General features: G+C 73.0%; 19 protein-coding genes. 10 read left to right on the forward strand and 9 right to left on the reverse strand.

Annotated elements, in window-relative coordinates; translation table 11 throughout:
- The first annotated feature begins 38 nt into the window (after positions 1 to 38).
- Positions 39 to 1,682 (forward strand): DNA repair helicase XPB, encoded by a 1,644-nt coding sequence (locus tag ACZ7LY_RS08645; protein WP_471623782.1) that lies wholly within the window; start codon positions 39 to 41, stop codon positions 1,680 to 1,682.
- On the opposite strand, the gene ACZ7LY_RS08650 is transcribed toward ACZ7LY_RS08645, so the two are convergent.
- Complete coding sequence (locus tag ACZ7LY_RS08650) at positions 1,634 to 2,776, reverse strand: glycosyltransferase 87 family protein (RefSeq protein WP_471623783.1); 1,143 nt, start codon at positions 2,774 to 2,776, stop codon at positions 1,634 to 1,636. The genes ACZ7LY_RS08645 and ACZ7LY_RS08650 overlap by 49 nt on opposite strands.
- A 581-nt stretch (positions 2,777 to 3,357) precedes the next feature.
- On the reverse strand, positions 3,358 to 5,625 hold the full coding sequence (locus tag ACZ7LY_RS08655; RefSeq protein ID WP_471623784.1) for a heavy metal translocating P-type ATPase: 2,268 nt from the start codon (positions 5,623 to 5,625) through the stop codon (positions 3,358 to 3,360).
- A gap of 253 nt (positions 5,626 to 5,878) precedes the next feature.
- On the opposite strand from ACZ7LY_RS08655, the gene ACZ7LY_RS08660 reads away from it, so the two are divergent.
- Positions 5,879 to 6,766 carry a hypothetical protein gene (locus ACZ7LY_RS08660; protein ID WP_471623785.1) on the forward strand — a complete coding sequence of 296 codons (888 nt, stop codon included), beginning with the start codon at positions 5,879 to 5,881 and terminating at the stop codon, positions 6,764 to 6,766.
- A gap of 94 nt (positions 6,767 to 6,860) precedes the next feature.
- Entirely contained in the window at positions 6,861 to 7,586 is a 726-nt protein-coding gene (locus ACZ7LY_RS08665) for a copper homeostasis protein CutC (protein WP_471623786.1), read from the forward strand.
- Between the two features lie 325 nt (positions 7,587 to 7,911).
- Here the strand turns inward: ACZ7LY_RS08665 and ACZ7LY_RS08670 are convergent, their stop codons facing one another.
- On the reverse strand, positions 7,912 to 9,879 hold the full coding sequence (locus tag ACZ7LY_RS08670) for a HelD family protein (protein WP_471623856.1): 1,968 nt from the start codon (positions 9,877 to 9,879) through the stop codon (positions 7,912 to 7,914).
- Positions 9,880 to 10,204: 325 nt separating this feature from the next.
- On the opposite strand from ACZ7LY_RS08670, the gene ACZ7LY_RS08675 reads away from it, so the two are divergent.
- The gene (locus ACZ7LY_RS08675) at positions 10,205 to 10,393 is read left to right on the forward strand and encodes a hypothetical protein (RefSeq protein ID WP_471623787.1); all 189 of its coding nucleotides are present in this window, start codon (positions 10,205 to 10,207) and stop codon (positions 10,391 to 10,393) included.
- A 398-nt stretch (positions 10,394 to 10,791) separates the two neighbouring features.
- Here ACZ7LY_RS08675 and ACZ7LY_RS08680 read toward each other — a convergent pair whose 3' ends face one another.
- On the reverse strand, positions 10,792 to 11,487 hold the full coding sequence (locus ACZ7LY_RS08680; RefSeq protein ID WP_471623788.1) for a maleylpyruvate isomerase family mycothiol-dependent enzyme: 696 nt from the start codon (positions 11,485 to 11,487) through the stop codon (positions 10,792 to 10,794).
- A 68-nt stretch (positions 11,488 to 11,555) separates the two neighbouring features.
- A complete protein-coding gene (locus ACZ7LY_RS08685) occupies positions 11,556 to 12,911 on the reverse strand; it encodes an MFS transporter (RefSeq protein ID WP_471623857.1) in 1,356 nt (451 codons plus the stop codon).
- A gap of 243 nt (positions 12,912 to 13,154) precedes the next feature.
- Between ACZ7LY_RS08685 and ACZ7LY_RS08690 the strand changes: the two genes are divergently transcribed.
- Positions 13,155 to 13,787 (forward strand): HD domain-containing protein, encoded by a 633-nt coding sequence (locus tag ACZ7LY_RS08690; RefSeq protein ID WP_471623789.1) that lies wholly within the window; start codon positions 13,155 to 13,157, stop codon positions 13,785 to 13,787.
- A complete protein-coding gene (locus ACZ7LY_RS08695; RefSeq protein ID WP_471623790.1) occupies positions 13,784 to 14,293 on the forward strand; it encodes a GNAT family N-acetyltransferase in 510 nt (169 codons plus the stop codon). Before ACZ7LY_RS08690 ends, ACZ7LY_RS08695 begins: the two co-directional genes overlap by 4 nt.
- A 42-nt stretch (positions 14,294 to 14,335) precedes the next feature.
- Here ACZ7LY_RS08695 and ACZ7LY_RS08700 read toward each other — a convergent pair whose 3' ends face one another.
- A complete protein-coding gene (locus ACZ7LY_RS08700) occupies positions 14,336 to 14,611 on the reverse strand; it encodes a DUF4031 domain-containing protein (protein WP_471623791.1) in 276 nt (91 codons plus the stop codon).
- A 7-nt stretch (positions 14,612 to 14,618) separates the two neighbouring features.
- Positions 14,619 to 14,996, reverse strand: a complete 378-nt coding sequence (locus ACZ7LY_RS08705; RefSeq protein WP_471623792.1) for a hypothetical protein — start codon at positions 14,994 to 14,996, stop codon at positions 14,619 to 14,621.
- 123 nt (positions 14,997 to 15,119) lie between these two features.
- On the opposite strand from ACZ7LY_RS08705, the gene ACZ7LY_RS08710 reads away from it, so the two are divergent.
- From ACZ7LY_RS08710 to ACZ7LY_RS08720, 3 genes are all read left to right on the forward strand, one after another.
- Positions 15,120 to 16,046 carry a MurR/RpiR family transcriptional regulator gene (locus ACZ7LY_RS08710; protein ID WP_471623793.1) on the forward strand — a complete coding sequence of 309 codons (927 nt, stop codon included), beginning with the start codon at positions 15,120 to 15,122 and terminating at the stop codon, positions 16,044 to 16,046.
- A 68-nt stretch (positions 16,047 to 16,114) separates the two neighbouring features.
- On the forward strand, positions 16,115 to 17,068 hold the full coding sequence (gene murQ, locus ACZ7LY_RS08715; protein ID WP_471623794.1) for an N-acetylmuramic acid 6-phosphate etherase: 954 nt from the start codon (positions 16,115 to 16,117) through the stop codon (positions 17,066 to 17,068).
- Positions 17,069 to 17,106: 38 nt separating this feature from the next.
- A complete protein-coding gene (locus ACZ7LY_RS08720) occupies positions 17,107 to 18,657 on the forward strand; it encodes a PTS transporter subunit EIIC (RefSeq protein WP_471623795.1) in 1,551 nt (516 codons plus the stop codon).
- Between the two features lie 4 nt (positions 18,658 to 18,661).
- Here ACZ7LY_RS08720 and ACZ7LY_RS08725 read toward each other — a convergent pair whose 3' ends face one another.
- Positions 18,662 to 18,871 carry a hypothetical protein gene (locus ACZ7LY_RS08725; RefSeq protein ID WP_471623796.1) on the reverse strand — a complete coding sequence of 70 codons (210 nt, stop codon included), beginning with the start codon at positions 18,869 to 18,871 and terminating at the stop codon, positions 18,662 to 18,664.
- A gap of 88 nt (positions 18,872 to 18,959) precedes the next feature.
- Here ACZ7LY_RS08725 and ACZ7LY_RS08730 point away from each other — a divergent pair, with 88 nt between their 5' ends.
- Positions 18,960 to 19,247, forward strand: coding sequence for a hypothetical protein (locus ACZ7LY_RS08730; protein WP_471623797.1), 288 nt, complete (start codon positions 18,960 to 18,962; stop codon positions 19,245 to 19,247).
- Positions 19,248 to 19,647: 400 nt separating this feature from the next.
- Here ACZ7LY_RS08730 and groL read toward each other — a convergent pair whose 3' ends face one another.
- Positions 19,648 to 21,273 carry a chaperonin GroEL gene (gene groL / locus ACZ7LY_RS08735; protein WP_471623798.1) on the reverse strand — a complete coding sequence of 542 codons (1,626 nt, stop codon included), beginning with the start codon at positions 21,271 to 21,273 and terminating at the stop codon, positions 19,648 to 19,650.
- Positions 21,274 to 21,313: the final 40 nt, after the last annotated feature.

A 21,313-nucleotide genomic window follows, 5' to 3' on the forward strand; every position in this document is an offset into this window, starting at 1 on the left:
CCTCACCGGGCCATGCCATGCAGAAAGGGTGCCGCCGCGTGAACGGTCCTCTCATCGTCCAGTCCGACAAGACCCTGCTCCTCGAAGTCGATCACGAGCGGGCCGACGACTGCCGCCGGGCCATCGCGCCCTTCGCCGAGCTGGAGCGGGCCCCCGAGCACATCCACACCTACCGCCTCACCCCGCTCGGCCTGTGGAACGCGCGTGCGGCCGGGCACGACGCCGAGCAGGTCGTGGACGCACTCGTCGAGTTCAGCCGCTACCCCGTGCCGCACGCGCTGCTCGTCGACATCGCCGAGACGATGGACCGCTACGGCCGCCTCACCCTGTCCAAGCACCCCGCGCACGGCCTCGTCCTCACCACCACCGACCGCCCGGTGCTTGAGGAGATCCTGCGTTCGAAGCGGGTCCAGCCGCTGGTCGGCGCCCGCATCGACGCCGACAGCGTCGCCGTGCACCCCTCCGAGCGCGGCCAGATCAAGCAGACCCTCCTGAGGCTCGGCTGGCCCGCCGAGGACCTCGCCGGGTACGTCGACGGCGAGGCGCACCCCATCGAGCTGGCCGAGGACGGCTGGTCGCTGCGCCCGTACCAGAAGCAGGCCGTGGAGGGGTTCTGGCACGGCGGCTCCGGCGTCGTCGTGCTGCCCTGCGGCGCGGGCAAGACGCTGGTCGGCGCGGGCGCGATGGCGCAGGCCAAGGCGACGACGCTGATCCTCGTCACGAACACCGTCTCGGCCCGCCAGTGGAAGCACGAGCTGGTCAAGCGGACCTCGCTGACCGAGGACGAGATCGGCGAGTACAGCGGGACGAAGAAGGAGATCCGTCCCGTCACCATCGCCACGTACCAGGTCCTCACGACCAAGCGGAAGGGCGTCTACCCGCACCTGGAGCTGTTCGACTCCCGCGACTGGGGGCTCGTGGTCTACGACGAGGTGCATCTGCTGCCCGCGCCCGTCTTCAAGTTCACCGCCGACCTCCAGGCCCGGCGCCGCCTCGGTCTGACGGCGACGCTGGTGCGCGAGGACGGCCGCGAGTCGGACGTGTTCTCGCTGATCGGCCCGAAGCGGTTCGACGCGCCGTGGAAGGAGATCGAGGCGCAGGGCTACATCGCGCCCGCCGACTGCGTCGAGGTCCGCGTCAACCTCACCGACTCCGAGCGGCTCGCCTACGCCACCGCCGAGGCCGAGGAGAAGTACCGCTTCTGCGCGACGACCGCGACCAAGCGCAAGGTCACCGAGGCGCTGGTGCGCAAGCACGCGGGCGAGCAGACCCTCGTCATCGGCCAGTACATCGACCAGCTCGACGAACTCGGCGCGCACCTCGACGCGCCCGTCATCAAGGGCGAGACGACGAACGCGGTACGGGAGAAGCTGTTCGAGGCGTTCCGGCAGGGCGAGATCAGCGTGCTCGTCGTCTCCAAGGTCGCCAACTTCTCCATCGACCTGCCCGAGGCGACGGTCGCCATCCAGGTGTCCGGCACGTTCGGCTCCCGGCAGGAGGAGGCGCAGCGCCTCGGCCGGGTGCTGCGCCCGAAGGCCGACGGGCACGAGGCCCGCTTCTACTCGGTCGTCGCCCGCGACACCATCGACCAGGACTTCGCGGCCCACCGCCAGCGCTTCCTCGCCGAGCAGGGTTACGCGTACCGCATCGTCGACGCCGACGACCTCCTCGCCGAGAGCTGACCCCACGCGGCGATCAGCGCGAGCCCGAGCAGGGGGTAGGGCGCGGCCAGCGGCTGCTGCCACCAGGGCAGCCGCAGGTCCAGGTCGCCCTGGTGGGGCAGCAGCCACATCGTGCGGGCGGTGAAGACCAGCGCGAGCGCGTACACCGTACGGCGATGCCCGCGCGCCCACAGCAGGGCGAGCAGCGGTACGCACCACACCCAGTGGTGGGACCAGCTGATCGGCGAGACGAGCAGCGCGGTCAGCGCCGTCAGGACCAGGCCGTGCGCGGGGGTACGGGCATTGCGGGCCGCGTACAGCCCGGCGACCGCCGTCAGCGCGGCCGGGACCGCCCACAGCGGGCCCGGGTCGGCGGTGTGCAGGGCGCGGGCGATCAGCCCCTGAAGTGACTGGTTGTCGACGATCCACGCCTTGCCGACGCGGCCCGTCTCCCACAGCCGCCGCGTCCAGAACTCGGCGCTCGCCGCCGGCAGCACCAGCGCGCCGAGCGCCACCGTGCCGGTGAGGGCGGCGGTCGCGTACGCGGCTTCCCTGCGCCGGCCCGTCAGGAACAGGTGGACGATGAACACGGCCGGGGTGAGCTTGATCCCGGCCGCGATCCCGACGGCGACGCCCTTGGCGCGGGCGCCCTCCGGGCGGGTCAGGTCCCACAGGATCAGACAGGCGAGCGCGAGGTTGATCTGGCCGAACAGCACGGTCTGGAACACCGGCTCAAGCCAGAGCGCGGCGGCCGTGATCGTGCACAGGGCGGCCCTGCTGGGGGGCGTTCCGGCCAGTCGGCCGGAGAGGTGGACCAGGACGCCGGTCAGGGCGATGTTCGCCAGCAGGAAGGCGGCCTTCAGGGCGGGCAGGGGGAGGAGTGCCGTCGGCGTGAACAGGAGCGCGGCGAACGGGGGGTAGGTCGCGGGGAGGTTCCACCGGGTGACGGTGAAGTCGTACAGGCCCGAGCGGGCGAGGGCGGCTGCGCCTTCCGCTCTGTAGACGAGGATGTCCGCCATCTGGGCGTGGGTGGCTGCGGCCAGCGTGACGGTTCCTAGGGCGGAGGCGGCCAGGAGAAGGTACGGGGCGCTTACGCGGGGTGGGTGGGTGATCACACGGGGTCACCCTATCGCGGGGAGGCCCCCACCTGGCCCAGGGTTGAAGGCGACGCCCATCGCGGCGACCCGCGCAGTTCCCGGCGCGCTGGGTGAGTGGGTGGCTCCGGCCGGTGGGTTTCCTCGACTCTCGTCGTGGCTGAGTGCGCAGTTCCCCGCGCCCCTCAGGTGGGTGGGTGGCTCTGCCGGTGGGGATCCTCGACTTTCGTCGTGGCTGAGCGCGCAGTTCCCCGCGCCCCTGGAGGGGCGACTGCGTCGCACCCTCCCCCCGGAGGGAGCGGGAGGGGCGACTGCGTCGCCACCTCCATCGGAGGGAGCTGGGGCGGAGCCCCGCTTCCTCAGGGGAAGCTGCACGCAGTGCATGCTTCAGGGGCGCGGGGAACTGCGCGAGAAGCCCCACCGGCCGGAGGACGACCACGCACGGTCGTGCCCCGAAGGGGCGCGGGGAACTGCGCGATCAGCCACCCACCGGGCGAAAGGTGAACGACTACGCCAGGGGGCAGCCCGCGGGCGCCCCCCACCGGGGCGCAGGTGGAGGGCGACGGGAAGGGGGGCCCGCTGGAAACCCCCGGAGGGAAGCGTCAGGGGCGGGGGGTGAAGCCCCGGAGACGGAGGCTGTTGGCCACCACGAAGACCGACGAGAACGCCATGGCCGCCCCGGCGATCATCGGGTTCAAAAGCCCCGCCGCGGCCAACGGCAACGCCGCCACGTTGTAAGCGAACGCCCAGAACAGGTTGGACCGAATCGTGCCCAGGGTCCGCCGAGCCAGCCGAATCGCATCGACGGCCGCCCCCAGATCCCCGCGTACGAGCGTCAGATCCCCCGCCTCGATGGCCGCGTCGGTCCCCGTCCCCATCGCGAGCCCGAGATCCGCCTGCGCGAGCGCCGCCGCGTCGTTGACGCCGTCCCCGACCATCGCCACGGACCGCCCCTCCCCCTGGAGCCGCTTGACGACGGCGACCTTGTCCTCGGGCAGGACCTCCGCGATGACGTCATCGGCGTCGATGCCGACCTCCGCGGCGACGGCGCGGGCGACGGCCTCGTTGTCCCCGGTGAGCAGGACGGGCCGCAGACCGAGCCCCCGCAGCCGCCGTACGGCCTCCGCGCTGGTGTCCTTGACCGCGTCGGCGACTTCGAGGACGGCGCGGGCCGCGCCGTCCCAGGCGACGGCGATGGCGGTCCGTCCGGCGGCTTCGGCGTCGGCCTTGGCGCGGGCGAGTTCGACGGGCAGGCGGATCTCCCACTGGGCGAGGAGCTGCTCGCGTCCGACGAGGACGGCGTGCCCCTCGACGACGCCCTGCACGCCGAGCCCGGCGATGTTGGCGAAGTCCTCGGGCGCGGGCAACGCCCCGACGCGCTCGGCGGCACCGGCGGCGACGGCCTGCGCGATGGGGTGCTCGGAGGCGTGCTCCAGGGCACCGGCGAGCCGCAGCGCCTCGTCCTCGGTGACACCCTCGGCGGTGTGCGTGGCGAGCAGCGTCATCTTGCCGGTGGTGACGGTGCCGGTCTTGTCGAGGACGATCGTGTCGACCTTGCGGGTCGTCTCCAGGACCTCGGGGCCCTTGATGAGGATGCCGAGCTGCGCGCCGCGCCCGGTGCCGACCATGAGCGCGGTCGGCGTGGCGAGCCCGAGGGCGCAGGGGCAGGCGATGATCAGTACGGCGACGGCGGCGGTGAACGCGGCGGTCCAGCCCGCGCCGTTGCCCAGCCAGAAGCCGAGCGTGGCGACGGCGAGCGCGATGACGACGGGGACGAAGACGGCGGAGATCTTGTCGGCGAGGCGCTGGGCCGCGGCCTTGCCGTTCTGCGCGTCCTCGACGAGCCGGGCCATGCGGGCGAGCTGGGTGTCGGCGCCGACGCGGGTGGCCTCGACGACGAGCCGGCCGCCCGCGTTGAGCGTGGCGCCGGTGACGGGGTCGCCGGCGGTGACCTCGACGGGCACGGACTCGCCGGTGAGCATGGACGCGTCGACCGCGGAGGACCCCTCGACGACCGTGCCGTCGGTGGCGATCTTCTCGCCGGGGCGGACCAGGAAGCGGTCGCCGGTCTTCAGGTCGCCGACCGGGACGCGCTCCTCGCGCCCGCCGTCCCGCAGCACGGTGACGTCCTTGGCGCCGAGTTCGAGCAGGGCCTTGAGCGCGGCGCCGGCCTTCCGCTTGGAGCGGGCCTCGAAGTACCGCCCGGCGAGGATGAACGCGGTGACGCCGGCCGCGGCCTCCAGGTAGATGTTCCCGGCGCCGTCGCTGCGGGCGATGGTCAGCTCGAAGGGGTGCGTCATGCCGGGCTCGCCCGCGGTGCCGAAGAACAGCGCCCACAGCGACCACAGGAACGCGGCCGAGGTGCCGACCGAGATCAGCGTGTCCATGGTCGCGGCGCCGTGCCGCGCGTTGGTGAACGCCGCCTTGTGGAAGGGCCAGGCCGCGTACGTGACGACGGGCGCGGCCAGCGTCAGCGACAGCCACTGCCAGTACGTGAACTGAAGCGCCGGGATCATCGCCATGGCGATCACCGGGACGGCGAGTGTGACGGCGGTGATCAGGCGCTGGCGCAGCGGGCGCAGCTCCTCGGCGCCGTCGTCGGCCGGGGTCTCGCCCTCGGCGGGCGCGGCGGCCGGCGGGGCGGGCTCGTGCGCGGTGTATCCGGTGGCCTCGACGGTGGCGATGAGGTCCGCGACCTCGACCCCGTCCGCGAAGCTGACCTTGGCCTTCTCGGTGGCGTAGTTGACGGTCGCCTCGACGCCGTCCATCCGGTTCAGCTTCTTCTCGATACGGGCGGCGCACGACGCGCAGGTCATGCCGCCGATGGCGAGTTCCACCTGGTCGGGCGGTGCGACGGTGTGCGCCGACATGTGTGCCTCCTGGGACGAGCGTGACGTACGTACCGGCCTACCACCGATCGTACGGGTACCCGGGGCGGGTACCTTCCAACACCCCCCTTTATACCCCTGGGGGGTATCAGACGCAAGGGAGTCCCCCGCCTTGACTTAATACCCCAGGGGGGTATGGTCGCACCTATCGGGAACACACCGCCCTCGCGGAAGCCCACCGCCGGACGCCACCCCGCGCGGACCCCGCGACCAGCCGAGACCCAAGGAGCACGCCATGCGTACGGGACTGAAGATCACCGCGTTCGCCGCCGCCGTCGCCGCCACGTTCGGAACCGCGTACGGGGTGGGGAGCGGGGTCGGACCGGTCGGCCCGCAGGAGCGCCAGACGGCCGGGCACGGCGGGCACGGCGGCCACGGCGGGCACGACGCGATGGCCGGGGAAGGGGCGGGCGAGGGCGCACCGGTCCCGGGCGGGCTCCAGGTCTCCGAGCGCGGCTACACGCTCGACCTCGCGCGCGACCGCCTCCCCGGCCGCTCCGGTGAGCTGCGTTTCACCGTCCGTTCGGACGCCACCGGCAAGCCCGTGACCGCGTACCGCACCGAGCACGGCAAGCAGCTCCATCTGATCGTCGCCTCCCGGGACCTGACCGCGTACCGCCATCTGCACCCGGTCAGGGCGGCGGACGGTACGTGGTCGACGCCGCTGGAGCTGCCGAAGGCGGGCCCGTACCGGGTCTTCGCGGACTTCACGCCGGCCGCCGAGAAGGAGGGCCTGACGCTCGGCGCGGACCTCGCCGTCGCGGGGCCGTACGCGCCGGAGCCGCTGCCCGCGCACACGGCGACCGCGCGCGTCGAGGGCGGCTACGAGGTGCGGCTGACCGGCGCGCTGAAGCCGGGCGAGGCGGGCCGGCTGACGCTGAGCGTGCGCAAGGACGGGCGGCCCGTCACCGATCTGGAGCCCTACCTCGGCGCGTACGGGCACCTCGTCGCCCTGCGTTCGGGGGACCTGGCGTACCTTCACGTTCACCCGCACGAGGGGCGGCCGGGCCCGGAGATCGCGTTCACCGCGACCGCGCCGAGCAGCGGCACGTACCGTCTCTTCCTCGACTTCAAGCACGGCGGCGAGGTCAGGACGGCTGCGTTCACCGTGCACGCGGCGTAGGCTGGGCGGGACATTGGACTAGACCTATACGCCGGGGTCTGGGCTGCCCTTCCGGCCGCCCCGGCGGGTCGACGCGACGGGAGCCTGAGGCCACATGACCAAGCGTGCAGTCCTGGAGGTGATCGCCCTCGACGCCGAGGACGCGACCGCCGCCCAGGCCGGGGGCGCGGACCGGCTCGAACTGGTCACCGACATGGCGGCGGACGGGCTCACCCCGTCGGTACGGACGTTCACGGAGGTCAGCGCCGCCGTCGACATCCCGCTACGGGTGATGCTGCGCGCCGCGGACGGCTTCGCCGCCGGGGACCGGGAACAGGTCGCGGGGCTCGCGCGGGCCGCGCGGGAGCTGCGGGAGGCGGGCGCGCGGGAGTTCGTGCTCGGGTTCCTCGACGCGCACGGCGGGCCGGACCTCGTCGCCGTCGAGCGGATCGTGGCCGAACTGGACGGGTGCCGGTGGACGTTCCACCGCGCGATCGACCGGGCCGCGGACCGTGACGCCCTGCGCAAGCAGCTCGCGGACCTGCCCGGCCTCGACACGTACCTCACCGCCGGTGCGGCCGGGGGCGTCGACGAGGGGTACGAGGTACTGCTCGCGGAGGCCGCGCGGGCGGCGGACGGGGAGCCTGGTTACGGGCAGCAGATCCTGGTCGGCGGGGGGTTGCGGCTCGACCATGTCGCCGGGTTGCGGCGCGCCGGGATCACGGCGTTCCACATCGGCGGGGCGAGCCGGCCCCGGGGGTGGGCGGGGGCGGTCTCCGCGGAGGCGGTTCGCGGGTGGCGCAAAGCGCTGGACGGTCCCCTGGGTGCCGGCGATCAGTGAACGGGGTTTCGCGGTTCCCCGCGCCCCTGAGGGAGCTGGCCTCAGCGCCCACACCCAGCCCCTCCGGCGCTTGAGGAGCGGGGGCTGGGCGGAGCCCCAGAGTGCCGGGTGCGTTGGGGCTGGGCGCGCAGTTCCCCGCGCCCCTGACGGGGCTGGCCTCAGCGCCAACTTCCAGCCCCTCCGGCGATTGAGGAGCGGGGGCTGGGGCGGAGCCCCAGAGTGCCGGGTGCGTCGTGGCTGGTCGCGCAGTTCCCCGCGCCCCTTACGGGGCTGGTCTCAGCGCCGGTCAATCAAGCCCCTCCGGCGATTGAGGAGCGGAGTCCCCTTACTGGGTCAGTTGGGGAGGGAGGGGGGTCGTGTGGGTCACCGTGAGGCCTGAGACCGCTCGGGTCAGGGCCACGTACAGCCGCCGAAGCCCCGTCCGCTCATCCGGCTCCGCCCCCACAACCCCCGCAGGCTCGTCAAGCACCACGTAGTCGTACTCCAGCCCCTTCGCCAGCGACGCCGGCACCAGCGTGAGCCGCACCCGCGCCGACGTCTCCTCACCCGGCGCCAGATACCCGAGCCCCGCCTCGGTGAGCGCCGCGCCCAGCTCCCCGCACCGCGCGTCCGCCGCGATCAGTCCCACGGACCCCTCCCGCTCCAGCGCCTCCCGGCACGCCCCGACGACGTCCTCGACCCCGGCGACCTCCCGCACCGAGAACGCCCCCGGGTTCTCCCGCACCGACGCCACCGGCGTGAGCCCGGGCGCGATGTGCGGCAGCAGCCGGGAGGCGTACGCGATGACGTCCGACGGCACACGGAAACCGGCCGTCAGCTCCTCCACCACCGCCTCCGGCTTCCCCAGATGCGCCAGCGCCTCGCCCCAACTCGCCGTCGCCCAGGGCGTCGTACCCTGCGCCAGATCCCCGAGCACCGTCACCGAACCGGTCGTCGCCCGCCGCCCCACCGCCCGGTACTGCATCGGCGACAGATCCTGCGCCTCGTCCAGCACCACGTGCCCGAGCGAGTGCGTACGCTCGATGAGGTCCGCGGCCTCGTCGATGAGCACCGCGTCCGCCGCCGACCACCGCGCCGACTTCACACTGCGCGGCGGCTTCGCCCACAGCAGCGCCTTCTGCTCCTCGGCGTCGAGCAGCCCCTCCGCGTGCTCCGCGAGGAAGTCCGCGTCCGACAGCAGCCGCAGCACGAGCTTCGCCGGATCGACCGCCGGCCAGAGGGACTTGACCAGCGCCTTCACCGCGCTGTTGCGTGCCACCGCGTCCTGCACCCGGTCGTCCGGCGCCTCACCGGCCCGCTCCATGAGCACCAGCACGGCGTGCGCGACGCGCTGAGGGAGGGCCTCGCGGGCGGCCCCGTACCGCATGTCACGTTCCGTCAACTCGCGGACCATGTCCTCGATCTCGTACGCCGGTACGCGCCAGCGCCGCGACCCGCGCACGACCACCAGGCCCTCCGTCGGCGTACCGACGTGTGACCACAGCGCGCGGCGCACCACCTCGGCCATCCGGGCGTCGCCCTTGACGAGCGCGGTGCGCGGCTCGTCGGCGCCCCGCACCTCGACGCGGGCCACCAGGTCCTCCACGGTCGCCTGCCGCACCTCCAACTCGCCGAGCGCGGGCAGGACTTGCTCGATGTAGTGGAGGAACGAAGCGTTCGGCCCGATGACCAGCGTGCCCGTACGGGCGAGGCGCTCGCGGTGCGCGTACAGCAGATACGCCACCCGGTGCAGGCCCACGGCCGTCTTCCCGGTGCCGGGCCCGCCCTGCACGCACACCGACCCGGCGAGGCCCGCGCGCACGATCTCGTCCTGCTCGGGCTGGATCGTCGCCACGATGTCGCGCATGGGGCCGACGCGGGGGCGTTCGATCTCCTGCTGGAGCAGCTTGCTCGTACGGGACGTCTCCGCCGGGTCGGACAGACGCTCGTCCTCGTACGCGGTCAACTCCCCGCCGGTGTAACCGAATCGGCGGCGCAGCCCGATGTCCATCGGGTCCTTCTTCGACGCGCGGTAGAACGGCTGCGAGACCGGCGCGCGCCAGTCGATCACCATCGGGTCGCCGTCCGCGTCGTGCACGTGCCGGCGCCCGATGTAGAACCGCTCGCCCTCCGCGCCCTCCGCCCGGTCGGCGCCCGGGGCGTGCAGGTAGTCGAGGCGGCCGAAGAAGAGGGGGGTGTGGCTGAGGTCGGCCAGCGCCTTGATCCGGTCGTCGATCTGGCGCTGGAGCACTTCGGCGTTGACCCAGTTCGCGGTGACGTCGCGGATGTCGAGCGCCTGGGCGTCCTCGCGCATGGCGCGCAGGGCGGCGCGCGACGCGGACAGATGGGCGCGCTCGTGATCGAGGGGCGACGCTGACGTGCTCACGGGGGGTGCCTCCGGCTCCGGGTACGCGTACGAGAGGGCCGGCCGGTTCCGACCGGTCGGCGGCGCTCCGGCTTCGGGGGCGAAGGGAGGCGGGGGGAGGCGGGAAGTGTACGCGGGTGCCGGCGGGCGGCGCCAACGCGTTTATGTCCCCTTGATCCCTAGGGGGCGGGTGGGGGCGGCTCCGCCGGAGGTCGTAGCGGGGTTGGTCCCTGGGGGTGATGTGCGGGGAATGCCCGAATCGCATCCTGGAGGCATGACTGCGACGACCTTCACCTCGGTTCCTGCCGGTGCCACTGCGGCGGGCGGCTCCCGCCGGGGGCCTCGTGTCGGTGACGTGGTGCGGGCGGTACGTGTCTTCGTGGGGGCGGCGCTCTCCGTCACCCTCGGCACGACCGACCCCGAGCTCCTCACCAAAGCCGGCGTAGCCCCCAAACACCCTTAGCCCCACTCCGGCCCCCTGAAGTCTCACGCTGAGACCAGCCCCCAAGCCCCCAGGGCCGGAGGCCGCGAGCCGGCAGCCCCGCCAGGGGCGCGGGGAACTGCGCGCTCAGCCACAACGCACCCGGCACTCTGGGACTCCGCCCCAGCCCCCGCTCCTCAAGCGCCGGAGGGGCTGGGAATTGGCGCTGGGGCCCGCCCCATCAGGAGCCCGGCGCCAGCGCCGGAGGGGCTGGGAGTTGGCGCTGAGGCCAGACCCCAGGGCCCCCGGGCCGGAGGCCGGGAGCGGGCGCTCAGACAAGCCCCGTAAGGGGCGCGGGGAACTGCGCGCTCGGCCACGACGCACCCCGCACCCCGGGGCGCCGGCCCCGCCCCGCGCCTCAAGGCCAGTCCGGCGTACCGCTACCCGAAGAGGTTGAGGTCCGTCTCCCTCGCGCCCGCCAGTTCATACCTCGCCCCGATCACCGGCCGCCCGGCGTAGAGCCGCAGGAGCACCCCGGCGCTCCCGAGGAACCGCGCCGGAGGCGACCCCCCGTCGGCGGCGCCGAACCGCACCGGCTCGTCCCACTCGTCGAGATCCGCGTGCAACGCGACATGCCCGCGCCGCCGGCTGACCGCCCCGAGCAGCGCCAGCGCCTCCCCCTGCCCGGCCCCGCCGTACGCCCCGTCCACCCCGAACGCCTCCCGCACATCCCCGGCGTGCACCCACTCCCCGAGCCCGATCGGGTCAAGCCGCCCGTCGGACGCGGCGATCACCCGTCCCGCCTCGCTCATCCCGCGCTCCAGTTCGTCGACGACCTCCTGGTGCGTGAGGGAGGCCCGCTCGGCGATGTCGCGTTCGTTGGACTCGGGGCTGAACACCCCTTTTTCGAAGCGTTGTTCGACGACCCGGGTCAGTACGGCCGCGCAGTGCGCGAGCACATGCCGTACGGTCCAACCGGGGCAGGCCGTGTACCGCTCGAAGTCCTCGTCGGGCCGCGCCCTCAACAGCGGTACCAGCGCGTCCCGTTCGATGGTCAGGAGCCGTCCGGGCAGTTCGGGGTCGCGGTCCTCGTCGCGTACGGGCCGCGCGGCGCCGGAAGTCTTGTCGGAGGTCATGGGCGACACCGTACGGCGCCCGCCGCCCCCAGGGGGAGCGCCGGGCGCCGACGTGTTGCGAGGTCTCGTCACACCCCGGCCCGCTCGGGCACCTCCCCCGCCCCTGACACCGCCCGCTCGCCCCGCATGGTGGCGAGCGTGATCACCCCGGCGACGCCCGCGACAGCCGCGGCGCCCAGGAACGCGGCGCTGAACCCGTCGGTGAGCGCGGGCAGGTCACCGAGCCGGCCGGCGCCCCGCGAGGTGGCGAGCGCGGTGAGCGCGGCGAGGCCGAGCGCGGAACCGACCTGGTAGGTGGTGTTGACGATGCCGGACGCGAGCCCGGCCTGTTCCTGCGGGGCGCCGGACATGGCGGCCATCATCGCCGGGATGTACGCGAGGGACATGCCGGCGGCGGCGACCAGCGAGGCGGGCAGCACATCGACGAGGAACGTGCCGGTCGGGCTGACCGTCGACAGCCATACGAGCCCGGCGGCCAGGACCAGCAGCCCGCCCCCGATCAGCGGCTTCGCCCCGAACCTGGCGAGCAGCCGCGCCGTGACCACCGTCATGAACAGCATCAGCAGCCCGGTCATGGGCAGCAGCGCCGCGCCGGACGCGAACGCGCCGTAGCCGAGGACCTGCTGGAGGTAGAGGTTGAGGAAGTACCACATCGGGATCCAGGCCGCCCCGAGCAGCGCCATGGCGAGGTTGGCGGAGCCGAGCCGGGGCACGCGCCACACCCCGAGCGGCATCAGGGGCGTACGCGCGGCCCGCTGGACGAGCAGGAACAGGACCAACAGCACGCCCGCGCCGATGAGTTGGAGGACGGTCGCGGTCGAGCCCCAGCCCGCTTCCGGCGCGCGGACGACCGCGTACACGGCGAGCGCGAGCCCGGCGGTGACGAAGACCGCGCCGAGGACGTCCACGGCACCGCGGCGCGCGGCGACGGCGGGCAGCAGGCCGGTCGCGGCGAGCGTGGCGAGACCGATGGGGATGTAGATGATGAAGACCCACGGCCAGCTCAGCCACTGGGTGAAGACGCCGCCGAGGAAGACGCCCGCCGTGCCGCCGGCCGGTGCGGCGGCCCCGTACAGGGCCATGGCCTTGCCGAGTTCCTTCGGGTCGCGCCCGAAGAGCATCATCAGCAGGGTCATCGCGGCCGGCGCGATCAGCGCGCCGCCGACGCCCTGCACGGCCCGGCCCGCGACCTCGGCCCACGCGGTCTGGGCCGCCGCCGCGACGACCGACCCGGCGATCAGGACGCTCCAGCCGGCGACGAAGACGCGGCGCGCGCCGAACAGGTCGGACAGCCGGCCGCCGAGCAGCAGCAGGCCGCCGAAGGCGATGACGTACGCGTTGAAGACCCATTGCAGGCCGCCCGGGGAGAAGCCCAGGTCACGCTGCATCTCGGGGAGGGCGACCCCGATGATCGAGGTGTCCATGATGACCATGAACTGGGCGGTGGCGAGCACGAGGAGCGCCCACCAGCGCCGCGGATCCTTGCCGTCACTGTCTTCCGGTCTCCTGGCCTTGCCCATCGCCATGTCCGTCCCTCCCTGCCGGGCCGCGCCTGTGCGCCGCGACCGCTCCGACCGATCGCCGTGATACCCCTGGGGGGTACCCGACGGCGAGGAACGTAACATACCCCTGGGGGGTACACAACAGGGAGGCGCTATGGTCGTCGCATGAGCGAGCTGCGCGAGCACTTCGCCCGCACCCTGCGGGCGGCGACGGCGACACCGGGCCTCGACCCGTACCCGTACGCGGACAACCTCCTGGAGCGCTGGGCCGAGCCGCAGCGCCGCTACCACTCGACCGACCACCTGCGCGCGGTCCTCGACCACGTGGAGACGCTGCGCGCGCACGCCGAGGACGTCGAGCTGGTGCGGCTCGCCGCCTGGTTCCACGACGCGGTCTACCGGCCCGACCGCTCCGAGAACGAGGAGCGCTCCGCCGCCCTCGCCGAACGGGCGCTCACCGAGGCAGGATTGACGCACGATCAGATCGCGGAGGTGGTCCGGCTCGTCCGGCTCACCGTCGGCCACGACCCGGCCGAGGGCGACGCCAACGGCGAGACCCTGTGCGACGCCGACCTCGCCGTGCTCGCCTCCCCCGCGCCCGAGTACGCGGCCTACACCCGGGCCGTGCGCGAGGAGTACGGGTTCGTGCCCGACGAGGCGTTCCGCGCGGGCCGCGCCGACGTACTGCGCCAACTGCTCGCCCTGCCCCGGCTGTTCCGTACGCCCCACGGCGCGGCGCACTGGGAGGCGGCGGCCCGCGACAACCTCACGACCGAACTGGAGTTGCTGACCCCGTGACCGTCCAGGTGCTCACCACCCCCCGGCTGCGGCTGCACGAGCTGACCCGGCACGCGGCGCACAACCTGCACACGGGCGGCGGCGACGGCGGCTTCACCTGGGCCGAGGGCGCGCCGCCCGAGAACACCCGCACCGGCGCCGGCCTCGCCGTACGCCTCTACGAGCAGCAGCCGTACCCGACAGGATGGGGTACGTACGTGCTGGTCAGGGCCGCTGACGGGCTCGCCGTCGGCGGCATCGGGTTCCATGGCGCGCCCGACGCCGAGGGCGTCGTGGAGATCGGCTACGACCTGGCGCCGACCGCGCGGGGCGCCGGTTACGCGACGGAGGCGGCCGACGCGCTGGCCGCGTGGGCGCTCGCCCAGCCCGGCGTCCGGCAGGTCATCGCGCTCACCGACCCGGCCAACACGCCCTCCCAACGGGTCCTCGTACGGGCCGGGTTCACCCCCGCGGGCCGCAGCGCGGACGGCGAACTCCGCTTCCTGCGCCTGCCCGAAGCCCCGTAGCACCCCGAAAGCCCGTAGCACCCCGGAGCATGCGGCTCCGCCTCAACTCCCGCCGCCGCGCGGGTGCTTGGGGCGGCGCAGGCCCGCTTCCGTGATCCGGCGCACCAGTTCCTTGGAGCCGATCTCCCGCGCCCCGGCGCGCACGGCGTCGGCGTACCGGTGGGCCGGTATGTCGTAGTGGTCGCGCTCGAAGGCGCGCGCGGGGACACCGAGGGCGCGGGCGAAGGCGTGCAGCTCGTCGAAGGAGACGTCGCTGACGAGGTGCGACCACATGCGGCCGTGACCGGGCCAGTTCGGCGGGTCGATGTAGACGCTCACCGGGCCCTCACCCGGTCACCGCGGCGAGCGAGCCGACCGGCGCCACGACGACGCCCGCCTCCGCGCACACCCAGTGCGGATCGGCACCCAGCTCCGGCTCCACGTCGAGGGCGTGCGGGCCCTCGTCCGCCGCGCCGGGGCCGCACACCGGGCACAGCGGCCAGCGCCCGTACCGCTCCAGCAGGGCGTCCTTGACGTCCTGCGCCACGAGCCCGGTGACGAACGCGACGCCCTCGGGCCACTGCTCCACCCACCAGCGGCGCTCCTTGACCGACTCCTCGACGAGCGAGACGACGTCCGCGTCGGCTACGTCCCCCGCCTTCAGATCGGCGAGGACGAGGGCGCGGGCGGCGTGCAAAGCCTGTTCGAGCGGACTGACGTTCATACCCCCATTGTGTGACCTCGGACCTGTCCTTCGGGTCGGGCCGGGCTCGACCCGAAGGAAAGGCCCTACGTCCCGGCCGATCGACCCTTGACCCCCACGGGCACCGAAAATATCTTTCATAGTGTGAGCAATGACGTGAAGGAAAGTTTCGCCAGCGACGCGCCGCCCGCCCCGGCGGCCCTCGCGGCCAAGGTGCGCACCCTGGCGCCCTCGATGACCCGGTCCATGCAGCGGGTCGCCGAGGCCGTCGCCGGGGACCCCGCGGGCTGCGCGGCGCTCACCGTCACCGGCCTCGCCGAGCTCACCGGCACCAGCGAGGCGACGGTCGTGCGCACCGCCCGTCTGCTCGGCTACCCCGGCTACCGCGATCTGCGCCTCGCCCTCGCCGGGCTCGCCGCCCAGCAGCAGTCGGGCCGCGCCCCCTCGGTCACCGCCGACATCGCGGTCGACGACCCGATCGCCGACGTGGTCGCCAAGCTCGCCTACGACGAGCAGCAGACCCTCGCCGACACCGCCGCCGGACTCGACACCGCGCAGCTCGGCGCCGCCGTCACCGCCCTCGCCGGGGCCCAGCGCTGCGAGATCTACGGCATGGCCGCCTCCGGCCTCGTCGCCCAGGACCTCGCGCAGAAGCTGCTGCGCATCGGCAAGGTCGCCTACGCCCACTCCGACCCGCACCTCGCCGTCACCAACGCGGTGAACCTGCGCTCCGGCGACGTCGCCATCGCCATCACCCACTCCGGCACCACCGGCGACGTCATCGAGCCGCTGCGGGTCGCCTTCGAGCACGGCGCGACCACCATCGCCGTCACCGGCCGCCCCGACGCGCCGGTGTCCCAGTACGCCGACCACATACTGACCACCTCCATCGCCCGCGAGAGCGAGCTGCGGCCGGCCGCCATGTCCTCCCGTACGAGCCAGCTCCTCGTCGTCGACTGCCTCTTCGTCGGCGTCGCGCAACGCACGTACGAGACGGCGGCCCCCGCGCTCTCCGCCTCCTACGAGGCCCTCGCGCACCGCCACGCCCCCCGATCCCGGGGCGGCCGCTGAGCCCGGCCGCCGCACCCCGCCGTACCCCCGACACCCCTCACACCGTCACCCGGAAAGAGCCGTCCGCCATGACCACCACCGACGACGCCGACTACACCGAACTGCGCGCCCAGCTCGCCACCCTCACCACCGAGGCGTTCCGGCCGGAGCTGGCCGAGATCGACCAGCTCCCCACCCTGGAGATCGCCCGGATCATGAACGGCGAGGACGCCTCCGTCCCCACCGCCGTCGCCGCGCAGCTCCCGCACATCGCCGCCGCCATCGACGGCACCGCCGAGCGCATGGCCCGCGGCGGCCGCCTGATCTACGCGGGCGCCGGCACCGCCGGCCGGCTCGGCGTGCTGGACGCCTCCGAGTGCCCGCCCACCTTCAACACCCGCGAGGGCCAGGTCGTCGGCCTGATCGCGGGCGGCCCCTCCGCGATGGTGACGGCCGTCGAGGGCGCCGAGGACTCCAAGGAGCTGGCCGCGGCCGACCTGGACGCCCTCAAGCTGACCGCGGACGACGTGGTCGTCGGCATCTCCGCCTCCGGCCGCACCCCGTACGCCATCGGCGCCGTCGAGCACGCCCGCGCCCGCTACGGCGCGCTCACCGTGGGCCTGTCGTGCAACGCGGACAGCGCCCTCGCCGCCGCCGCCGACCACGGCATCGAGGTCGTCGTCGGCCCCGAGCTGCTCACCGGCTCCACGCGCCTGAAGGCGGGCACGGCCCAGAAGCTCGTCCTCAACATGCTGTCGACGATCACCATGATCCGGCTCGGCAAGACGTACGGGAACCTCATGGTCGACGTACGCGCATCCAACGAGAAGCTGCGGGCCCGCTCCCGCCGCATCGTGTCCCTGGCCACGGGCGCCGACGACGACGCCATCGAGGCCGCACTCGCCGCGACCGACGGGGAGGTGAAGAACGCGATCCTCGTCATCCTCGGCGAGGTCGACGGCCCCACCGCCGCCCGGCTCCTGACCGCCTCGCAGGGCAACCTGCGCGGCGCCCTCGCCGCCGCGGCGACCAGCTCCCCCTGACCCCCCAGATCCACCCGCACAGCAAGGCAGCACGCACCATGGCTGAGAACAAGAACCGCGACGTGGCGGCCTCTATCCTGCCGCTCGTCGGCGGTGCCGCGAACGTCACCTCCGTAGCCCACTGCATGACCCGGCTCCGCCTGGGTCTCGCGGACCGCTCGCTGGTCCAGGACGAAGCGCTCAAGGCGCTGCCCGACGTCATGGGCGTGGTCGAGGACGACACGTACCAGATCGTCCTCGGCCCGGGGAAGGTCGCCCGGGTGACGCCCGAGTTCGAGACGCTGGTCGACGAGGGCAGGGCCGCCGCACCGGCGGCGGCCCCGGCCGCCGAGGGCAGCGCCGAGGCCCCGGCGGGCGGCACGCCCACCGCCGACGAGCTGGCCGCGCAGGGCGCCGCCATCAAGGCCCGGCAGAAGGCGAAGAACGCCACCCCGTTCAAGCTGTTCCTGCGCAAGGTCGCCAACATCTTCGTGCCGCTGATCCCGGCCCTCATCGGCTGCGGCATCATCGCCGGCATCAACGGCCTGCTGATCAACCTCGGCTGGCTGCCCGGCGTCACCCCCGCGCTCGCCGCCATCGCGTCCGGCTTCATGGCGCTGATCGCCGTGTTCGTCGGCTACAACACCGCGAAGGAGTTCGGCGGCACGCCCATCCTGGGTGGCGCGGTCGCCGCGATCATCGTGTACGCGGGCGTCGCCAACGTCTCGGCGTTCGGCCAGAAGCTCAGCCCCGGCCAGGGCGGTGTCCTCGGCGCGCTGGGCGCGGCGGTCCTCGCGGTGTACGTCGAGAAGTGGTGCCGCAAGTGGGTGCCGGAGGCGATCGACGTCCTCCTCACGCCGACGCTGACGGTCCTCATCTCCGGCCTGGTCACGATCTTCGGCCTGATGTTCGTCGCCGGCGAGATCTCCACCGGTATCGGTACGGCGGCGAACTGGCTGCTTGACAACACGGGCGCGTTCGCCGGTCTCGTCCTCGGCGGGCTGTTCCTGCCGCTGGTCATGCTCGGGCTGCACCAGGCGCTCATCCCGATCCACACCACGCTCATCGAGCAGCAGGGCTACACGGTCCTGCTCCCCATCCTCGCCATGGCGGGCGCGGGGCAGGTCGGCGCGGCCATCGCGGTGTTCAAGCGCCTCAAGAACAACACGTCGATCCGCAAGACCATCCGCTCGGCGCTCCCCGCGGGCTTCCTCGGTGTCGGCGAGCCGCTCATCTACGGTGTCTCGCTCCCCCTGGGCCGCCCCTTCATCACCGCCTGCGCGGGCGGGGCGGCGGGCGGCGCGTTCGTCGGCCTCTTCTCGATGCTCGGCACCAAGGTCGGCTCCACGGCCATCGGCCCGTCCGGGTGGGCGCTGTTCCCGCTGCTCGACGGCAACCACGGCTGGGGTTCGACGGCGGCGATCTACGGCGGCGGGCTGCTGGTCGGTTACGCCGTCGGCTTCCTCGCCACGTACTTCTTCGGCTTCAGCGCGCAGATGCTCGTGGATCTGAACGCGGACGTGGACGCGGGCGAGTCCCCGCAGGCGCACGCCGAGGCGGCCCCGCAGTCGGAGCCGGCCCCGGCGCAGGAGCCCGCCAAGACGGTCTAGCGGTCTAGTAGTACACGCCGGGCAGATAGAAGTCCGGCTTGGCGAACCCCGGTCCCGGGCTCACCGGACCGGGGTTCTGCTCTGCCCGGGGCGCCGGGGCCGCGCCGGGCGTCGCGCTCGCGCCGGGCGCGGCCAGTCCCGCGAGCGCCACGAGGACCGCCGCCCCGGCCACGCCCAGTCCTACGGTCCGCTGATCACGCTTCTTGTTCCTCATACGGGGCCCAACGAGCGGGGGCGGGCCGCGTAACTCCCTCGCGGGCGCTCGGGGTGCGGGGTGGCCGGGGCTGACCCATCCTGGGGCCATGGCAAACAGCGCCCTTTCCAAGATCTCCTGGACCGAGTTCCGTCCCGATCGGCGGCGGCTGGCGGCGGGGGCCGCGGTCGCGGGGTTCGGGATGCTCACCGCCGCGGTGGGTGTCGGGTTCCTCGCGTACGAGATCGCCCGTGCGGGACGTCAGTGGACCGGCACGTGGGACGTGCCCCCGTCGGAACTGGCGTCCCGGGCCCTTCATCAGGCCCAGGCGGCGGCCCAGAGCGCGACCAAGGCCGGCCGCCAGACGTGGACCACCTACGCCGAAAACCCGGCGTAACCGCTCCGCGGACAGAGGGGCTGGAAATTGGCGTTGAGGCCGACTCCCTCAGGGGCGCGGGGAACTGCGCGAGAAGCCCCACCGGGGCTGAACTGAACGCACAACGTGCACTTACCCGGCGCTGGGGTGCCGCCTTGCCCACCCTGCCGCCCCAGGCGGCAGATTGCCCAAGGCGGGGGCGGCTCCCCCAGGGCACCGGTGCTGGCAGCCCCGTAAGGGGCGCGGGGAACTGCGCGATCAGCCACAGCGCACGCTGTAGACGAAGAACCACCAGCCGGGGCTGTCACCTCAGGGGCGCGGGGAACTGCGCGGCCAGCCACGACGGCGGCGCACGCGGCTGAGGGCGGTACCCCCCGTTGGGGGTACCGCCCTCAGTTGGGAACGGCCGAGCCTAAGAGGCTCAGAAGTCCATGTCACCGCCCGGCATACCGCCACCCGCAGGCGCAGCGCCAGCCTTCTCAGGCTTGTCGGCGATAACAGCCTCGGTGGTGAGGAACAGCGCAGCGATGGACGCCGCGTTCTGCAGAGCGGAACGCGTGACCTTCGCCGGGTCGATGATGCCCTCGGCGACGAGGTCGACGTACTCACCGTTCGCGGCGTTCAGACCGTGCCCGGGGGTCAGGTTGCGCACCTTCTCCACGACGACACCGCCCTCAAGGCCGGCGTTGGTGGCGATCTGCTTCAGCGGAGCCTCAAGGGCCAGCTTCACAGCGGAGGCACCGGTCGCCTCGTCACCCTCCAGCTCCAGCTTCTCGAACACCGCGGAGGCCTGGAGAAGCGCCACGCCACCACCGGCGACGATGCCCTCCTCGACGGCCGCCTTCGCGTTGCGAACGGCGTCCTCGATGCGGTGCTTGCGCTCCTTCAGCTCGACCTCGGTCGCGGCACCGGCCTTGATGACGGCGACGCCACCGGCGAGCTTCGCCAGGCGCTCCTGGAGCTTCTCGCGGTCGTAGTCCGAGTCGGAGTTCTCGATCTCGGCGCGGATCTGGTTGACGCGGCCCTGGACCTGGTCGCTCTCACCGGCGCCGTCGACGATCGTCGTCTCGTCCTTGGTGATGACGACCTTGCGGGCGCGGCCGAGCAGGTCGAGCCCGGCGTTCTCCAGCTTGAGGCCGACCTCCTCGGAGATGACGGTGCCGCCCGTGAGGATGGCGATGTCACCGAGCATGGCCTTGCGGCGGTCGCCGAAGCCCGGGGCCTTGACGGCGACGGACTTGAAGGTGCCGCGGATCTTGTTCACGACGAGCGTGGACAGGGCCTCGCCCTCGACGTCCTCCGCGATGATCAGCAGCGGCTTGCCCGACTGCATGACCTTCTCCAGCAGCGGAAGGAGGTCCTTCACGTTGGAGATCTTGGAGTTGACGATCAGGATGTACGGGTCGTCGAGCGACGCCTCCATACGCTCCATGTCGGTGGCGAAGTACGCCGAGATGTAGCCCTTGTCGAAGCGCATACCCTCGGTGAGCTCCAGCTCCAGACCGAAGGTCTGGGACTCCTCGACGGTGATGACGCCTTCCTTGCCGACCTTGTCCATGGCCTCGGCGATGAGCTCGCCGATCTGGGTGTCGGCGGCGGAGATGGAGGCCGTGGAAGCGATCTGCTCCTTGGTCTCGACATCCTTGGCCTGCTCGAGCAGGGCGGCGGAGACGGCCTCGACGGCCTTCTCGATGCCGCGCTTGAGGGCCATCGGGTTGGCGCCGGCGGCCACGTTGCGCAGGCCCTCGCGGACCAGGGCCTGGGCCAGGACGGTCGCGGTCGTCGTGCCGTCACCGGCGACGTCGTCCGTCTTCTTCGCGACCTCCTTGACCAGCTCGGCGCCGATCTTCTCGTACGGGTCCTCGAGCTCGATCTCCTTGGCGATGGACACACCATCGTTGGTGATCGTGGGGGCGCCCCACTTCTTCTCGAGGACGACGTTGCGACCCTTGGGGCCCAGGGTCACCTTGACGGCGTCGGCGAGCTGGTTCATGCCGCGCTCGAGGCCGCGCCGTGCCTCCTCGTCGAACGCGATGATCTTGGCCATGTGAAGTGGTCCTCCCGGACGGGGTGGAAACGCAAACGGA

It is taken from the genome of Streptomyces sp. NPDC107550 (genome assembly GCF_055639095.1).